Origin of the sequence: Enterococcus sp. DIV2379, assembly GCF_050542965.1 — a bacterium.
In the GTDB taxonomy this organism is placed as follows: domain Bacteria; phylum Bacillota; class Bacilli; order Lactobacillales; family Enterococcaceae; genus Enterococcus_D; species Enterococcus_D entomosocium.
This window is the reverse complement of record NZ_CP172938.1, coordinates 2914203-2930501: the sequence shown is the minus strand read 5'-3', so window position 1 is coordinate 2930501 and position 16299 is coordinate 2914203. Positions and strand designations below refer to the sequence as shown.

The following is a 16299-nucleotide window of genomic DNA, read 5'->3' as shown; positions in this document are numbered from 1 at the left end:
TGCTCATATCAAGGTATATTGTTAGTGAAGAATATAACAATATTAGAGGTGGTATAAATGATGGAGCAATCTTGGTTGAATCTTAAGAATGAAGTCGTAGTTATTACTGGCGCTTTAGGTGGTATGGGGAAAAAAATCGCACAGGACTTTGCTGATCAAGGCGCACAACTTGCATTAGTTGATTTGCATGAGGAAAACCTTGCCAACTATGCTGTACAGCTAGCAGATCAATTCGGTGTGAAAGTAAACAGTTATGTCTGCAATTCGACGATCGAAGAGCAGGTAGATGCATTGGCAGAAAAGGTCAAAGAAGATTTTGGCCGCATTGATGTTTTGGTAAACACAGCGGCTATTTTGAAATTTTCATTGCTTGAAGATCTACCATTTGAAGAATGGAAACAAGTGATCGACGTCAACTTAAACGGCTACTTCTTGGTTTCTCAAAGAATCGGGCGAGTGATGATCGCACAAAAATCAGGGCGGATGGTGCATGTCTCAACGATCGCCTCAATCAGCCCTGAAACATATTCTGGTGCGTATAGCCCAAGTAAGGCTGGAGTTAATATGATGTCGAAACAAATGGCTGCAGAGTGGGGGCAGTACGGCCTTCGCAGCAATTGTGTCTTGCCATGCTTTGTGAAGACACCTTTATCCGCAAGCTTTTATGCAGACCCAGAAGTTGAAGAGGGGCGGAAACGTTTAACTGCCAATAAGCGAATCGGCGATGTGCAAGACATTGCTAATGCAGTCCTTTACTTAGCCAGCGAACGTTCCGATTATACGAACGGGCACGAATTACGTGTTGAAGGCGGTTTTGGGATCATGATGGGGGATCAAGTACCAAAACCTGGTGGGCGTAAACAGTATGCCATCAATTCTCGGCCGGAAAACCAAAAATAAATGGGGAAATGAAGTAAGTAATAACTGAACAGGGGAGACACTCATCTTTTCGACTTGTCCGAAAAAGATGGGTGTATTTCGTGATGCCTTAATACATGCGGTCTGACGAAGCAAGCTATTTGAAAGGAACTGATTTTTATGAAAAAAGAATTATTTGAACCGATCAAACTATCTTCTAGCGTTGAACTTAAAAATCGACTCGTTATGGCACCTATGACAACTCAATCTGCTTTTTACGATGGTGAAATAACGGAAGAGATCATTGAATACTATCGCTGTCGTGCCGGTGCAGCTGCGGCAGTGATCGTAGAAAGCTGCTTTATCGAAGAACATGGGCGTGGGTTTCCGGGAGCACTCGGGGTAGATACAGACAAGAAAATTGCTGGGCTCACTAGATTAGCAAAAGCCATCAAAGAAAAAGGCTCGAAAGCGATCCTGCAAATTTATCATGCTGGACGAATGGCATGGCCTGAGTACAATGGTGGAGTACAACCGATTTGCGCAAGTCCCGTCGCAGCGTTACGACCAAACGCACCTGTTCCGAAAGAAATGAGTAATGATGAGATCCTAACGATGATTCAACGATTTGGAGACGCGACTAGGCGTGCGATCAAAGCTGGTTACGATGGTGTGGAGATACATGGTGCGAATACCTTTTTGATCCAACAATTTTTCTCGCCCCATTCAAATCACAGAAACGACCATTGGGGAGGCAGTCTGGAAAAAAGAGCGCACTTTCCATTAGCCGTATTAAAAGAAGTACAGCGGGTCCGTCAAGAAGAATCGGTTGAAGACTTTGTTATCGGTTATCGTTTTTCGCCAGAAGAAATGGAAAAGCCTGGTATTTGTTTTGAAGAAACGATGTACTTGTTGAATCAACTAGCGAAAAGCAAGCCAGAGTACCTTCATTTTTCAATGGGAACCTATCATCGAAGTTCTATTATTGATAACGAGAGCAGCGAGCCATTGATTGTGAAGTTTTTAACAATGCGTTCGCCTGAACTTTCGACTATTCCGATTATAGGAGTGGGCTCTATCTTGCAACGAGAAGACGCAGAAGCAGCACTGAAAATTGGCTACGATTTGCTTGCCATCGGGAAAGGATTTTTAGTCGAACTTAATTGGGTTCAGATGATCGCCGAGAAGAAAGTTGTTCGTCATTTTGCTCTTAGTCATGCGCAAAGTGAGTTGAAAATCCCAACACCATTGTGGCAGTTTATGGAAGATATGGTCATTGATCCAGAAGAGGAGAAACAAAAGCATGAACGCTTGAAAGAACTCCAAAAGCGGAAAGTCGCTTACCAACCAGGGACATATCTTGTACAAGCCCAAGGACACAATAGTCCGATTGAAATGCAAGTGACTTTTTCAAAGGAAACGATTGAAAAGATTACGATTGATAAAGGCAATGAATCTGAAGGTTTATCTGATTTAGTCTTTACGAGAATTCCGGCACAGATCATTGAAGGACAAACGCTGAATGTCGATGCTGTTTCTGGTGCTTCTGCTTCCAGTCAAGGGGTGATCGCAGGGGTGGAAGAAGCGGTAAAACTTGCAGGCGCCGATGTAGAGGTCCTCAAAGCACGGCCAAAGCCAGTCGTGGCTTGGTCAGAAGAAGTGGTTGAAGAAGCAGTTGATGTAGTGATCATTGGCTCAGGCGCTGCTGGGCTTGCTGCTGCATTGCGAGCGGATCAGTTAGAACGAAAGGTCATCTTACTGGAAAAATTAAGTTTTGTGGGCGGAGCGATCTCTATTAGTGGTGGAAACCAAATCGTGACTGGTTCGAAACTACAACAGATTGCTGGTGTAAAAGATGATACACCGACAGCAATGGTGGCTGATTTTCTGGAAAACGGGAATGGGCTGAACGATCGAAACCTTTTGACCCTTTTCGCTGAGAACGTAGGAGAAACCACAGATTGGGTCCATGAATACTTAGGTGTAGCCTACGATATGGAGCAAGGGCTGCACGTCCTACCAGAATATCAAAAAAATCGCGAACTTGCTTATCAAGGGGGCGGCGCTGGATTTGCCCAAACCGTCCGTAAAACACTACAGAATAGTGCGGTTCAGGTCTTGCTCCAAACGAAAGCCCAACAGCTACTAGTAGATGATCAAAATAATGTCATAGGCGTTAAAGCCGTCGAAGAATCAGGGAAAACTCATATGATCTATGCCTCAACAGTCATTATGACAACCGGTGGCTATGGGAATAATGCCTCCTTACTCAAGGAAAGATTCAAGCAAATTTTGTATTATGGACCAAAATCTGCCACCGGCGATGGTCTGTTGATGGCAACCATCCCTGCTTTAAAGGCACAAACGCGAGCGATGGATCAAGGAAAAATCTATCCCAATGGATTGGAAATTTCTCAAGGGGTGGCGAAATCAACGATTGGTGGCAATCTGATCGTGTTGAAAGAAAACGGTATTCTAGTGAATCAATTTGGAAAGCGGGTAGTAAATGAGCGAGCTAGCAATAAGCTAGTATTAGAAGCATTATTAAGACAACGCTCGCCAATGCTTTATTTATTGCTAGACGGCAAACACTTTGAGCATTTCAGCCAAGGCGTAGCAGAAGGCGGAATCACCAGTGAAGAGCTGGCTTGTTGGATTGCGCAAGAAGGAAAGGCCACACCTCGTATTCTTAAAGCTGCCACGTTAGAACAGTTAGCCATCAAAGCGCAGATGCCTGTAGAACAACTGATCGAAACAGTGGATAATTTTAACTACTGGGTAGCGCAAGGAAGCGACGAAGAGTTTCACCGTGCACCTGAATACTTGCAAGAACCGATTGGTGCAGGTCCCTATTATCTTATCGAACAAAAGCCTCGGTTTGCGACTACGCTAGGTGGGTTAGCGGTCAATCGTTCGTTGCAAGTTTTGAATCAGCAAAACCAGCCCATTAAAGGGCTCTATGTTGCAGGTGAAGTTGTGGGAGGCGTCATGGGGTCAGACTCTCCATCAGGTGCCAATAATGCCTGGGCATTGACTTCTGGGAAATTAGCAGCAGAAGCTGTTTGGGAAATGACGAAAAGACCGAAAAAAGCGTAGAATCCGCTTTTTCGCTTTATTGCTAAATTGAGAAACCAGCGTCGATGACGGATCAGCTAGGAGAATCCTTCTATAATTCTCTTTCAGAAATTTGGCTAGAATCAGAGCGATTTAGATCGTTTCTCTAGATAATCAAATCAGCAAAAAAACCAGAACGATCCTTTCGGAGGTCCTGGTTTTTTCGTGTGATTTTCACAAACGTGTCCTATACGACTGATTGGTCTTCTGTATCCATTGTCTATCTACTTTGCAAAAAAACATAAGTGGTACATCGTTCTACCTCGGACTTGGAAGAGTGATCGGCGAACGCACGGGCATCTACAAAGGTTGGTGCGAAGATGGGGACGGTATCACCGACATCAAAGGTGCATATATTGCTTTCGCTAGACTTGATAAAGAGCAAAAGAACAGCGATTTGTTTCAAGGTGGACATAAATTGTGTGTGTCCGATAGCTTCTAAATCGGGTGTAATGACTAAAACAGCCTCGTTTGTTTCGGTAGGTTCGTAGCCATCTCCCCGTGTTTTTGACAACTTAAAGTGTATTTGAATAGAAGAAAACGTAAGAAATGGCAATCAAGCAAACCAACAATAAACCAGAGAGTGACAGAAAAAGCAGCATGATTCGTTTCTTCTTCAATCCAAGTACAAGTATCACTACATTCAATAGAAAGAAAACAAGTAAAATCGCTAAATATTCCATAACTGGTCCTCTTTTACGTTTTTATTTATCTTACCAGAGATTGCCGGCTTTTCCTAGCAGAAATTGGCTGAAAATGGCTTATTCAAGCGTCTTTCAAAATACTGTAAGTTAAATGAATTAAGGAAAATCAGGAGAACTTTTATGGCTCTGAGACGGTTGCGGCTTGTTTTTGCCAAGCGTCATATTTTAGCAATAAGTACTCGATCACAAAGAAAAGTGTTGCGGTCGTTTCAAAGGGAGCGATCGCATTTTCGGTTGGTTGGATCTCTGGATTTAAAAAGAAAATCGTTTCAGAACAAAGTTTAGAAACCGTTGAGTTTCTCAGCTTCGTGATCCCTATAGTGTTGATATTCCGCTGTTTCAGTTGCTTTGCTAGTTTGACAACGGTGGGTGACTCACCATTTAAAGTAATCAAAATCACTAAATCATCTGGCTCGATGATACGATAAAATTGTTCATTGACTGAGATCGCACCAAAATCGTAAACAAGTAGTCCATTAGGCAAAAATAAGAGTTTCATATAATTGGAAACAAGGTTTTGAATGTCCCCTGAACCATAGACAAAGATTCGTTTGGCATGAGCCATCATCTTACACAATGCTGTAAAATCTTTCTTTTTTAAATTTTCAATCGTTTGAATATGATTGTCGAGAATTTCTCCTTCAATCTCAGAGAGTAGGGCATTTTCTTGTTGTACCTCGTTCTTTAAATGGTATTTGAATTCTGAAAAGCCATCAAAGCCGATTTTTTGACAAAAGCGCATGATCGTCGTCCTAGAAACGATGCACTCCTTGGCTAAATCATTGATGGACATCGCCAAGCAGTGCTTTTTGTGAGTTGTGATGTAGGACCAGATCAAAAAGTCATTCTCGGTTAATCTTGACTGGTAGGTAGTGATACGGTCTTGCAGCATAGGCTATCTCCTCATTTTATCTCTCAATTGATTCTGTGTGACAATTCACATTTTATGTGAAAAAAACCTTTCAAATGTGAGAAACTTTTAAACAACGGAAAAGGGTTTCATAGCATCATTTTAATAGTAAAATGAGAATCAGTAAAGCGCTTAACTAAAAAACGTGAAGGACGAAAAACTATGATGAAAAAAATACAAAGGTTCGGCGGAGCGATGCTGGCACCGGTCATGCTGTTTTCCTTTTTTGGGATCGTTATCGGCTTTTCTCTGCTGTTTTCGAATCAAACGATCATGGGGGACATCGCAGCACCGGATACCCTCTGGTTCAAATTTTGGAATGTGATTGCAGCAGGAGGCTGGACACCCTTCTTCCAATTGCCACTTTTATTTGTAGTAGGGCTGCCGATCAGTCTAGCTAAAAAATACGCCGCCCGCGCTACGATGGAAGCACTCGTTACTTATATCGCTTTTAATTATTTTGTAAATGCAATTTTAACTTTGTGGCCAGAATCATTTGCGGTGGATTTAGCTCAAGGGGCAACTGCTGGTTCTGGGTTGACATCGATTGCGGGAATCATCACCTTAGATACCGGCATGATGGGCGGCTTGCTGATTTCGGGAATCGTTGTCTATCTCCACAATCGCTTTTATGAAAAAGAATTGCCAGAAATGCTGTCGAATTTCAGTGGCTCAGTCTTTGTAACCATGATTTCCTTTTTTGCCATGGTTCCTTTGGCAGTACTCATGTGTTTTGTCTGGCCAGTTATCCAAGAGGGAATGAGAAGTATGCAAGGCTTTTTCATTGAATCAGGAAACTTCGGTGTCTTTATTTATCAGTTCTTGCAAAAAATACTGATTCCAACAGGCTTGCATCACTTTGTTTATGCCCCGTTTGCCTATGACAGTGCGGTTGTCGAAGGGGGAATGGCCGTTTATTGGGCCTCCCACATTGGCGAGTTCCAAACTACTGCATTTTCGCTGAAAGAACTCTATCCGTTTGGTGGTTTCTCACTATCAGGAATGTCGAAAGTCTTTGGAACGGCAGGTCTGAGTTTAGCGATGATCCAAGCGGCTCGGCCTGATAAAAAGAAAAAAGTGATCGCATTGATTGCACCGGCAGCATTGACGGCTATTTTGACCGGAATCACTGAACCAATCGAGTTTACTTTCTTGTTTGTTGCACCAGCATTATGGTTCGTTCATGCTTTACTGGATGCTTCGATCGCCACAATCTCCTATGCTTTCGGGGTAGTCGGGGACTTTGGCGGCGGATTGATCAACTGGTTAGGTCTAAATTGGCTGCCCTTGTGGAAATTTCACAGTTCAACTTATATTACCCAAATCATTATCGGGCTGATTTTTACCGCTATCTGGTATTTTGTGTTCTCCTTTATGATCAAGAAGTTCAACTTAAAAACGCCTGGACGTGAGGATGATACTGCAGCAATGCAGTTGTATACAAAAGCAGATTATGACAACAAAAAGCAAGATGAAAAATTACCAAAACATGTGCGGCAAGCACAGGCCTATATGCACTTGGTAGGTGGGAAAGACAATGTCATTGATGTAACGAATTGTGCGACACGGCTGCGTTTGACTGTTAAGGATGCCGACAAAGTTGCAGATAGTACGCAGTTTCAAGAAGCAGGTGCCTCAGGATTGGTCAACCCTGGAAATGGCGGCATTCAAATCATTGTAGGATTAACGGTACCAACGGTTAGAGAATCATTCGAAGAACTAATGGCCGAATAAAACAGAATCACAAGGAGGAACAAGTACCATGAGTAAGAAAAAAAGTTCAATTTTAATTGCAGGTGGCGGAAGTACCTATACACCATCGCTAGTTATGATGTTATTAGAAAGTCAAGAGCGCTTTCCAGTTAGAAAAATCAAATTTTATGACAACGATGAAAAGCGACAAGAAACCGTAGCAAAAGCTTGTTCGATCATTATTGCTGAGCGAGCGCCAGAAGTACAGTTCGAATATTCAACCGATCCAAAGGAAGCTTTTACGGATGTCGATATCGTAATGGCACAGCTTCGTGTCGGAAAATATGCTATGCGGGAACAAGATGAGAAAATTCCTTTCAGGCATAATGTTGTCGGACAAGAGACCTGCGGACCTGGTGGTTTAGCTTATGGCCTGCGCTCGATTGGACCGATCTTAGAACTAGTCGACTACATGGAAAAATACTCGCCAGATGCCTGGCTTTTGAACTATTCCAACCCAGCAGCAGTCGTTGCCGAAGCGACCAGAAGATTCCGACCAAATTCAAGAATCATCAATATTTGTGATATGCCAGTTTGTTTGGAAGATATCATGGCGCGAGTGATTGGGTTGAAGGATCGGAAAGAATTTGAGACGAGCTATTTCGGCTTGAATCATTTTGGCTGGTGGACCAGCATCAAAGACCATGACGGCAATGACTTGATGCCACAAATCAGTGCGCATGTTCAAAAGTACGGCTACACCGAACAAACACAAAAAGGCCAGCATAAAGAAAGCAGTTGGCTGGAAACGATGTGGGCGGCTAAAGATCTGCACGAAATTGAACCAGAATTTTTATCGAATACCTATCTGAAATATTATTTGATGGCTGATGAAACGGTGGCTCATGCGGACAAAGAGTATACCCGTGCCAATGAGATCATTGACGGACGAGAGAAGTATGTGTTTGATGAATGCCGACGAATCGTTGCAAACAACACAGCAGTTGATACAACATTTGCTTCAAACGAACATGCGTCCTTTATTACAGACCTTGCTTGCGCACTAACCTTTAATACGAAAGAACGCATGATTCTTATTGTTGAAAACAACGGCGCAATTGCCAACTTTACCCATGATGCAATGGTGGAACTGCCTTGTCTAGTTGGAAAAGATGGCTACGAAGTCTTGTCGATCGGTGATATTCCAACATTCCAAAAGGGATTGATGGAGCAGCAGATCGCATCTGAAAAATTGGCAGTTGATGCTTGGGAACAAGAGTCTTACCAAAAATTGTGGCAATCCTTTACTATGAATAAAACTGTACCAAGTGCGAAAGTCGCCAAAGAAATATTAGATGAAATGATTGTGGCGAACGAACCATATTGGCCAGAACTTAAATAGGTTCAGCAGGTAAAAAGGAAAGGGATCGGCTGAAGGAATTTCCTTCAGCCGATCATAAACAAAGAATGGAAATCAAACACAAATTTCAAGTAATCTATTTTGTTCAATATGCAACGATGGCGATTTTGATGACACAAATCGTTCCTTTTTTAACTGAGCAAGGCTATGATGCGCTTGAAAGAGGCTGGTTTTTAGCCTCCTACAGCATCACGACAATTCTTTTTCAGTTAGTGATCGGCTATTATTCGGACAAGAGCAAACGATTAAAACGTATTTCGATGCTTCTGATGATCTTTCTGGTTTTCTTCTCCATTAGTTTTTATTGGTTAGGAAAAGACCACTGGCTGATCCATCTTCTGGTATTGGCTATTGCGGGTGGATTAGCCAATACAACAGCAACGGTGCTCGATAACTGGGTATTATCGGAGTCCAGTACTTCAAAAAGAATTGCTTCAATCAAAGCAAACGGCTCTTTAGGGTGGAGTATGATGAGTGTCTGCGTGCCATTCTTTTTATTTTCCAATAATTATCGCTGGTTTAGTTTGCCGCTGCTCCTCTTTTTGCTTATCAATTATACATTTTCACGAACGATCCCAGAGAAAAACGCCTTACCGCAAAAGCAAGGAACAGCAACAAACAGCGGTGTCTCGCTGGCAGACATTCTTCTGTTATGCAAAGACCGACGCTTTTTGGTTTATACGGGACTGTTCTTTCTCTTGTACTTGACAATCGTTGCGAACAATACGGTCGTTATCGACAAGCTGATTACAATGGAAAGAGGCAGTGAATTTGTTGGTCTGAAATGGTCGATCCAATCCTTTTGTGAAATTCCAGCGTACCTTTTGCTGAATCGCATGATTGCTAAATGGAAAAATGAGCGCTTGATTTTGATTGCAGGCATATTTTTAACCTTACAATTTTTTGTCTATTGGCTTGCTAGTAGCCCATTCTTACTTTTGGCAGCCAGTTTTCTGCAGTTTTTCACTGTACCGGCATTTACCATCGGCAGTCGAATGATTATCAGTGCTATTACACCGCCAGCTGTTTTTTCTTCTGGACAACTGATATCGATCAGTGTGTACATTGGTGCGGCATCGTTTCTTTCGCCATTAGCTGGCGGCTTTCTTTCGCAGGTGCTGTCCCTCGATACTGCCATCTTTATCTTTGGTTTATTGCCCTTCGTAGCTTTTCTTATCTATTCTAGCTGTCAGAGAACACTGTCGGCAATCTAAGGAGGAATTACGGATGCTTTTTAAAAGAAAAATAGAAATCTGTGCACCGGTAACAGGCCGACTGCTACCGATCGAAGAAGTACCAGATGAGGTATTTTCGTCTAAAATGATGGGAAATGGATTTGCCGTTTCTCATCATCACGGAAAAATCTATGCACCAGCAGCCGGGACGGTTCGAACGATTTTTCCAACACAGCATGCCTTAGCCGTTGAGTTGGTGGATGGCCGTTCCCTTTTGATCCATATGGGAATTGAAACAGTGGCGTTAGCAGGGGAGCCCTTCACGATCGCGGTCCAAGAAAACCAGTCAGTCACGACAGGTGAGTTGCTGGCAGAAATGGATGTAGCAGCAGTTGAGGAAATGGGCAAAGAGACCATGGTGATCGTTGTCTTCATGGAGGAACAAGGCGGGAAGTGCCTGCGAACAGACGGCGATATTCAGCAAGGAGAGGCTGTTTTTCACTTGAAATAACCGAATAAAAAAGGAGCGCATTCTCTTAGTTTCAAAGAGAGGCGCTCCTTTTTATTTACGAACCCGTAGAAATATAGTTCTTCAAACCTACTCGCCAAAAGAAGAAGGCGGGAAAGGCAAAGAGCAGACAAACCAACGGCGATAAGATCCACCAAGGATTAGTTACGCGACCAATGACATACAGAAACGGATAATACTGAAACCAAGCCATCGGCACGACGTAGGTCAATAAACGCAAGACGTGTTTTCCGTAGATACTGAAGGGGTAGCGGCCGAATTCGCGGGCACCATCGGTAAAAATATTCATAAATTCAAGTCCTTGGATCGTAAAGAAGGAAATGGCGGCATACACTAAGAACAATAGGGCGAAAAAGAGGGCGCCACAGACGATCATCAGAAAAAGAGTCAGGACATTTCCAAAATGCCAAGCAATTCCACTATTAGGAATCGCATAAGCAAACAACAGCAAGGCTTGAATAAAACGGCCGAGACGCGAGAATTCCATTTTGGAAGCTAAGACTTGAAAAATCAAGGAGCGAGGACGCACGAGTGCCCGATCGAACTCGCCATTACTGATCATTTGTGGAAAAAGATCGAACCCGCGAAAGAAGCATTCCGCAATCGAAAAGGCAAACAAAACCGTCGCAAAGGAAAGCAAGACTTCTTCAAAGGTGAAGCCATCCACTTGATGAAACCGGGTAAACATAAACCAAATGCCTAAAAAAGCAGTAAAGGAACCTAGAAATTGTCCCAAAGCAGTTAACACAAAGGAAACTTTATATTGCATCTGACTTTTGAGATGAATACAAAAATAATGCCAATAAACCATATTCCTTAACCTCCTTGCACAACGACACGCTTGAGTGCCTGCTGCAGCCAAATTTTTCCGATCACGATCAAAAGTACGAGCCAAAACGCTTGTAAGAGCAATGCAGAAACAAGCGCAAAGCCAGTCAGATCCCCGTTGTAAATTCGCAGCGGGACGTTTTGCATGGAAGCAAAAGGCAATAGTTCCACGAATTGGCGAAAAGGCTGTGGAAAGAAAGGCAGAGGAATGACCCCGCCAGCTAAAAATTCACCGATGGAGCTGATGACGATCCGCACCCCGATGGAGGATAATGTGTAAAAAGTCGAGATATAGACCAGCTGCGACATAGCGATCACTACACCTAAACTCAGCGCCATAGACAAAAGAAACAAGAACAGGGCAACGATGTTTGCTGGCAGAATCAAGCGATAAGGTGCTGGCAGTAAAAAGGCAATCACAAAAATCGGTCCGCAACGCAAGACGGCTTTTGCTAAGCGATTGGCAGCCGATTGGCAAAACCAGCGATTGTATAGATCCATCGGCCGCACAAGTTCGTAGGCGATCGTCCCTGTGGTGATGGTATTGAAAATTTCTGCCTCAAAGAACCACAACATAAATAAAGACAAGAAGGCTTGCTGGAGCCAAACATAGGAGACGGTTTGTTGAAAGGTCATGGGAAAGGCACTAGGATCTGCTTGGTAAAAGGCGTGGAATGCCAGAATTTCCATCAAGCCCCAAGCTAGTTGCGTAGCCATCCCGGCAATTGCCGCCGAGCGGTATTGCAAGGTATTGATAAAGCGAATGCGGAAAAATGCCTGATACTTCCTCATATTTGATACTCCTGATACAGCTTAGCGACCATTTCTTCGGCGGTGATACTGGCAACGGCCAAATCGGTGATCTCGACTTGATTGCTGAGCAGACTGAGCAGCTGAGCGACCGACACTTCTTTGGGATCAAGTTTCAGAACAAGGCGACCAACGTCTTTTTGAAGCAGCTGGACGTTTTCTGGCAGATGAGGTTCATTCCCTTGATAGTCGATCTCCAGCGTTTTGACATCAGAAAAACGATGCTTTAGTTCATCGAGGCGACCATCCAGCAAAATTTGCCCTTTGCCGATCAACAGAATTCGCTGTGTCAGCGCCTCGATATCTTGCATATCGTGGGTCGTCAGGATGACTGTGGTGCCTTTTTCTTGGTTTCTTTTTTTAATAAACTGACGCACGGCAATCTTTGATACAGCATCTAAACCGATGGTGGGTTCATCAAGAAATAAGATTTTGGGGTCATGGAGTAAGGAGGCGGCGATCTCACAGCGCATACGCTGACCGAGACTCAAGGACCGAGCAGGGGTTTTTAAGATCTCACCTAAATCTAGTAAGGTGACTAATTCTTCTAGGTTGCGCTGATAACTAGCAGCGTCGACTTTGTAGATATCACGGATCAAATCAAAGCTGTCATTGACGGGGACATCCCACCAGAGTTGACTGCGCTGCCCGAAGACGACGCCGATGTCTTTGACATGTTGAATACGTTCTTGCCAAGGCGTACGACCATTGATGTGACAAATGCCTTGATCAGGGGTCAAAATCCCGCACATGATTTTTATGGTGGTACTTTTTCCAGCACCATTAGGCCCGATGTAGCCAACCATTTCGCCTTCATTGATGGTAAAGCTGATGTCTTGCAACGCATGGACGGTGGTGGTTTCACGAGAAAGAAATGCTTTGGCTGCTTGGCGAAAGCCGCTTTTTCGCTTGGACACTTGGAAGGTCTTGCTGAGGTGTTCTACTTGGATCATTTGGATTCACTCACTTTCTTTTGACAAACGCGACAAAAAGAGCATTCGAAATCGAATACTCGCAACGAGTTGGTCCAAACGAACATGGTTGGGGCAGCGGTTCGTCAGCCAAACAAAAGTAGGAACAGTGTAGCATAAGAGAGCGCTTTTTTCAAACACTACTTATATTTTTTTGAGGGCAGCGAAAGAAAAAACGTGGTTTGTTGGATAAAATACGCAAAATAACTGTTTTTATTTTTTATTTGTTGTAAATACTAAGGAAACTCAGTATCATTAGAAACAAGCCGATAGCGGCTAAGCAGTTTCTGGATATATGGGGAACCAAGTGATGGACTGTGTCATGATTTGTCGTAACCCAATCCTGCAAAATGCAATGAGCAAACAATGGAGGAGAGCATGAAAGCAGTAAAGAACTTATTTATTTTGATTGGCTTATTCTTACTAAGTCAAGTAGGGATGACCGTATTCAGTGTGGTAAAAATCTATTATTTGGAAGCAGGAGAGCCGAGGATTCCTGCGATGATGAGCTACGGGTTGATTGCCTTGCTTTTGGCAAACATTGGCCTACTGATGTATTTGGCTCGGAAGCTAGGACTTGCCACCTTTGACTTTGGGTGGTCAACGAAGCGCAACTGGCTATGGATCATCGGTGGTTTTGTTTTAGGTCGAGTCGTTGCTGTTGGTGGTACCATGTATCTGCAGCATATATCCGATCAAGAGGCGACCGCGAATGATGCATTGTTAGGGGAACTGTTTACAGGCGAAAATCCGCTTTTGATCTTCCTATTGATCGCTGTGGCGGCGCCAATCATGGAAGAAATCGTTTTCCGTGGTGGGTTTATCGGCCTTTTATTCAAGAAATACCCGATAGTCGGGATCATTTCAAGTGTAGCCGTTTTTAGTATCATCCATTCCGTCACCAATCTGGTCGAGTTTTTGATCTACGGTGCTATGGGGCTGATCATGGCGTTGATTTATGTAAAAACCAAGCGCTTAGAAACAGCCATCGCCATGCATTTTCTCAATAATGCCTTGGCGGCGATCGCAATGATCTTGTTAGGTTAAGAAGTCAGCAAAAAACCACCGATCAAAACGATTCGGTGGTTTTTGTTTACTCTGGCAGTTGTCCTTGTTCAAAGGGTAATTGTTCCAGTTCTTCTGCAGTAAAGAGGAGATCGCCTTCGTCTTCGATAGAAAATGCGTCACCTGCTGCAGATTTTTGATAGGCGCGCGCTTTATTCATATTACGAAGATAAAGATCCTTGTTTGCATTTAATTCTGGTGCAGCTAAATTGTCTTCGCGATTGCTGCGAATGACGATTTTGCTTGTTTGCGTGCCAAAATGAAAACCGTGATAACCCGAAACCATTAATTGGCTGGCATTTTCGCTGCTGTATTCTTTATAACCCGACAGACGGCCCGTTTTTACCATTGGCCGATCGATCGTATAAGTGATCAAGTATTCCGTATCTTCAGGCAGCTGAATCACTTGTCCGGTTTCCTGATTTGTTATCTCAGTGGCAGGCAAGTGGTACTTTTTAATAGAAGTGATCGTTAGGTCTTCTTTTGTGAAAAAGACTGGATCGATCCAAAATCCTGCCAGCAAAATCGTACTTAAGCTAATACTGAGAACAGTCAAAAGGGCGATCAATACGAGGCCAATTCGTTTTCGGTGGGTGGTCAGATTGAGTTCTTGGACCATCTGTTTGTCTTCTTTTAATAAATAGTCCAAGGTCAATTCAAAATAGTTGCTCAGTTTGACTACTTGGTCTAGATCAGGATAGCTCTTGCCGTTTTCCCATTTTGAAATCAGTTGCCGAGTGACAAAAAATTCCTGCGCCAATTGTTCTTGCGTGAGATTTCGTTTGGTGCGTTCTTCTTTAATAATTTTCCCAATATCCATGTGTCTGTTTTGCCTCCATCATTCTTCTTATATATTATAGCAAACTCTTTTCTATGCGAACGAGGATCTATGAAATTAACGATGCAACAAAGGGTAACATCCTTTATTTATCAATGTTTCTACTTGTTGCACTGTCTTTCTATTCTGGAAGCTTTCAGTGCTGGTCAGAAAAAGAAAGGGCCAGTAGAGTGAAGTATGTTTGATCAAATTTGACGGAGAAAGGAGAAACGATCGAATGAAGACAAAACACCTTATGGTTCCAATTGGCTATACCCAATTCTTCGCTTCCTTACTGGTGATTCTCGTTCACTGTGGTCGACTGGCAGAAAACAACGAGCTTCATTTTTTGTTAAAGAGTCTCTTATGTCGTTTGGCGGTTCCTTTTTTTCTCCTGCTGAATGGCTATTTTTTTCAAAAGAGCACCTGTTCATGGCAGCAATGGTGCAAACGACAATTCAAGCTTTATTTGCGTTGGTCGATCGTGTATCTTCCCTTAGGTTGGTTTTATTTAGGACAGCAAAATCTTGCCGATCCATTACGGGTCATCGGTTTGGCTGCTGGCTTTTTAACAGTAGGGGTCTGGTACCATCTTTGGTATTTTCCAGCGTTGCTCTTTGGCATGTGGTTAGTAAGGAAAACCCGTTTTCTTGGCTATCGGTGGCAGTTTTTACTGGCGATCAGTTTGTATTTGATTGGCTGTCTTGAAACGTACAGCAGTTATTTAAGTGGACCTTTATTGGTATTTTATCAAAATTATCGGACTCTATTTTTTACAACGAGAAACGGTCTTTTTTATGGGTTTCTTTTTTTGCTGTGCGGGTTTTGTTTAGGTGAACACCAGAAACGTCCTTTTTTCACGAAGCATCTTGGCAGAAAATTCGCGGTCTCTCTTTGCTTATTAGGCATTGAAGGTCGACTCGTGTATCTCAATCAGGGGGACGATAAGAATTTCATGCTGTTCTTTGTGCCGACGACTCTTTTTTTCCTTGCTTGGCTGATCAAGCAGCAAACACAAAAGCGGACTTGGCAAGCAAAACAAGCAGCTGAGGCTAGTCGATTGATCTTTCTGAGTCACCCGCTGTTTCTGGAATCCGGGAAAGTCTTTTTTTTACTAGGAGGGTTTCCGTTGTTCTTTTATACGATAGTTTTAACGGGAGCCTTTCTCGGCTTGAGGAAAGTGGGCAGTCATTTCAAATCCTATGCTGTTGGGTTTGCTAAAAAAACAGTTGATGAAAAGAAAAGCGCCTAAAGCATTGCTGCACCAAGGATAAAACCAAGTTACACTTTTTTTAAATAGCAGCAGAGTTCTAAGTTTTTCTTCATTTCAGACCCTAGACGTAGGCTTTGCAAGAAAACCTATAGTACAATAACAGCAGTAAGAGGGAAAAATCCCTGAAAAAGAG

14 protein-coding genes are annotated in these 16299 nt (G+C 43.1%); 9 read left to right on the top strand and 5 right to left on the bottom strand.

Going from position 1 to position 16299, the window contains the following annotated elements; all coding sequences use genetic code 11:
• The first annotated feature begins 60 nt into the window (after positions 1 to 60).
• From IGI92_RS13415 to IGI92_RS13405, 3 genes are all read left to right on the top strand, one after another.
• Positions 61 to 900 (top strand): SDR family NAD(P)-dependent oxidoreductase, encoded by an 840-nt coding sequence (locus IGI92_RS13415; protein WP_061053223.1) that lies wholly within the window; start codon positions 61 to 63, stop codon positions 898 to 900.
• Positions 901 to 1038: 138 nt separating this feature from the next.
• Positions 1039 to 3954: an FAD-dependent oxidoreductase gene (locus tag IGI92_RS13410; RefSeq protein ID WP_430607237.1), complete on the top strand. Its 2916-nt coding sequence runs from the start codon at positions 1039 to 1041 to the stop codon at positions 3952 to 3954.
• Positions 3955 to 4521: 567 nt separating this feature from the next.
• Positions 4522 to 4767 carry a hypothetical protein gene (locus IGI92_RS13405; protein ID WP_181409202.1) on the top strand — a complete coding sequence of 82 codons (246 nt, stop codon included), beginning with the start codon at positions 4522 to 4524 and terminating at the stop codon, positions 4765 to 4767.
• Positions 4768 to 4794: 27 nt separating this feature from the next.
• Here IGI92_RS13405 and IGI92_RS13400 read toward each other — a convergent pair whose 3' ends face one another.
• Entirely contained in the window at positions 4795 to 5568 is a 774-nt protein-coding gene (locus IGI92_RS13400; protein ID WP_016621673.1) for a MurR/RpiR family transcriptional regulator, read from the bottom strand.
• A gap of 180 nt (positions 5569 to 5748) precedes the next feature.
• On the opposite strand from IGI92_RS13400, the gene IGI92_RS13395 reads away from it, so the two are divergent.
• The 4 genes from IGI92_RS13395 (at position 5749) to IGI92_RS13380 (ending at position 10384) form a co-directional block, all read left to right on the top strand.
• On the top strand, positions 5749 to 7320 hold the full coding sequence (locus tag IGI92_RS13395; RefSeq protein ID WP_016612789.1) for an alpha-glucoside-specific PTS transporter subunit IIBC: 1572 nt from the start codon (positions 5749 to 5751) through the stop codon (positions 7318 to 7320).
• A gap of 28 nt (positions 7321 to 7348) precedes the next feature.
• Positions 7349 to 8680: a 6-phospho-alpha-glucosidase gene (locus IGI92_RS13390; RefSeq protein ID WP_301388876.1), complete on the top strand. Its 1332-nt coding sequence runs from the start codon at positions 7349 to 7351 to the stop codon at positions 8678 to 8680.
• 65 nt (positions 8681 to 8745) lie between these two features.
• Entirely contained in the window at positions 8746 to 9912 is a 1167-nt protein-coding gene (locus tag IGI92_RS13385; RefSeq protein ID WP_010749958.1) for an MFS transporter, read from the top strand.
• Between the two features lie 13 nt (positions 9913 to 9925).
• Positions 9926 to 10384: a PTS sugar transporter subunit IIA gene (locus IGI92_RS13380; protein ID WP_016621670.1), complete on the top strand. Its 459-nt coding sequence runs from the start codon at positions 9926 to 9928 to the stop codon at positions 10382 to 10384.
• Positions 10385 to 10439: 55 nt separating this feature from the next.
• Here IGI92_RS13380 and IGI92_RS13375 read toward each other — a convergent pair whose 3' ends face one another.
• The 3 genes from IGI92_RS13375 to IGI92_RS13365 are packed head-to-tail and all read right to left on the bottom strand — an operon-like array spanning position 10440 to position 12993.
• Entirely contained in the window at positions 10440 to 11213 is a 774-nt protein-coding gene (locus tag IGI92_RS13375) for an ABC transporter permease (RefSeq protein WP_005228413.1), read from the bottom strand.
• 5 nt (positions 11214 to 11218) lie between these two features.
• Entirely contained in the window at positions 11219 to 12022 is an 804-nt protein-coding gene (locus IGI92_RS13370; protein WP_016621669.1) for an ABC transporter permease, read from the bottom strand.
• Complete coding sequence (locus IGI92_RS13365; protein ID WP_005234036.1) at positions 12019 to 12993, bottom strand: ABC transporter ATP-binding protein; 975 nt, start codon at positions 12991 to 12993, stop codon at positions 12019 to 12021. Before IGI92_RS13365 ends, IGI92_RS13370 begins: the two co-directional genes overlap by 4 nt.
• Positions 12994 to 13389: 396 nt before the next feature.
• Between IGI92_RS13365 and IGI92_RS13360 the strand changes: the two genes are divergently transcribed.
• Positions 13390 to 14058, top strand: coding sequence for a CPBP family intramembrane glutamic endopeptidase (locus tag IGI92_RS13360; protein ID WP_034872126.1), 669 nt, complete (start codon positions 13390 to 13392; stop codon positions 14056 to 14058).
• A 46-nt stretch (positions 14059 to 14104) separates the two neighbouring features.
• On the opposite strand, the gene IGI92_RS13355 is transcribed toward IGI92_RS13360, so the two are convergent.
• Positions 14105 to 14896 carry a helix-turn-helix domain-containing protein gene (locus IGI92_RS13355; RefSeq protein WP_008380558.1) on the bottom strand — a complete coding sequence of 264 codons (792 nt, stop codon included), beginning with the start codon at positions 14894 to 14896 and terminating at the stop codon, positions 14105 to 14107.
• Between the two features lie 235 nt (positions 14897 to 15131).
• Between IGI92_RS13355 and IGI92_RS13350 the strand changes: the two genes are divergently transcribed.
• Positions 15132 to 16145 (top strand): acyltransferase family protein, encoded by a 1014-nt coding sequence (locus tag IGI92_RS13350; protein ID WP_430607233.1) that lies wholly within the window; start codon positions 15132 to 15134, stop codon positions 16143 to 16145.
• The last annotated feature ends 154 nt before the right edge of the window (positions 16146 to 16299 follow it).

Coding starts and splice junctions, on each gene's coding strand:
- IGI92_RS13410 (WP_430607237.1), top strand. CDS start 1,039: ATGAAAAAAGAATTATTTGAACCGATCAAACTATCTTCTAGCGTTGAA.
- IGI92_RS13415 (WP_061053223.1), top strand. CDS start 61: ATGGAGCAATCTTGGTTGAATCTTAAGAATGAAGTCGTAGTTATTACT.
- IGI92_RS13370 (WP_016621669.1), bottom strand. CDS start 12,022: ATGAGGAAGTATCAGGCATTTTTCCGCATTCGCTTTATCAATACCTTG.
- IGI92_RS13375 (WP_005228413.1), bottom strand. CDS start 11,213: ATGGTTTATTGGCATTATTTTTGTATTCATCTCAAAAGTCAGATGCAA.
- IGI92_RS13405 (WP_181409202.1), top strand. CDS start 4,522: ATGGCAATCAAGCAAACCAACAATAAACCAGAGAGTGACAGAAAAAGC.
- IGI92_RS13360 (WP_034872126.1), top strand. CDS start 13,390: ATGAAAGCAGTAAAGAACTTATTTATTTTGATTGGCTTATTCTTACTA.
- IGI92_RS13355 (WP_008380558.1), bottom strand. CDS start 14,896: ATGGATATTGGGAAAATTATTAAAGAAGAACGCACCAAACGAAATCTC.
- IGI92_RS13365 (WP_005234036.1), bottom strand. CDS start 12,993: ATGATCCAAGTAGAACACCTCAGCAAGACCTTCCAAGTGTCCAAGCGA.
- IGI92_RS13350 (WP_430607233.1), top strand. CDS start 15,132: ATGAAGACAAAACACCTTATGGTTCCAATTGGCTATACCCAATTCTTC.
- IGI92_RS13390 (WP_301388876.1), top strand. CDS start 7,349: ATGAGTAAGAAAAAAAGTTCAATTTTAATTGCAGGTGGCGGAAGTACC.
- IGI92_RS13395 (WP_016612789.1), top strand. CDS start 5,749: ATGATGAAAAAAATACAAAGGTTCGGCGGAGCGATGCTGGCACCGGTC.
- IGI92_RS13400 (WP_016621673.1), bottom strand. CDS start 5,568: ATGCTGCAAGACCGTATCACTACCTACCAGTCAAGATTAACCGAGAAT.
- IGI92_RS13380 (WP_016621670.1), top strand. CDS start 9,926: ATGCTTTTTAAAAGAAAAATAGAAATCTGTGCACCGGTAACAGGCCGA.
- IGI92_RS13385 (WP_010749958.1), top strand. CDS start 8,746: ATGGAAATCAAACACAAATTTCAAGTAATCTATTTTGTTCAATATGCA.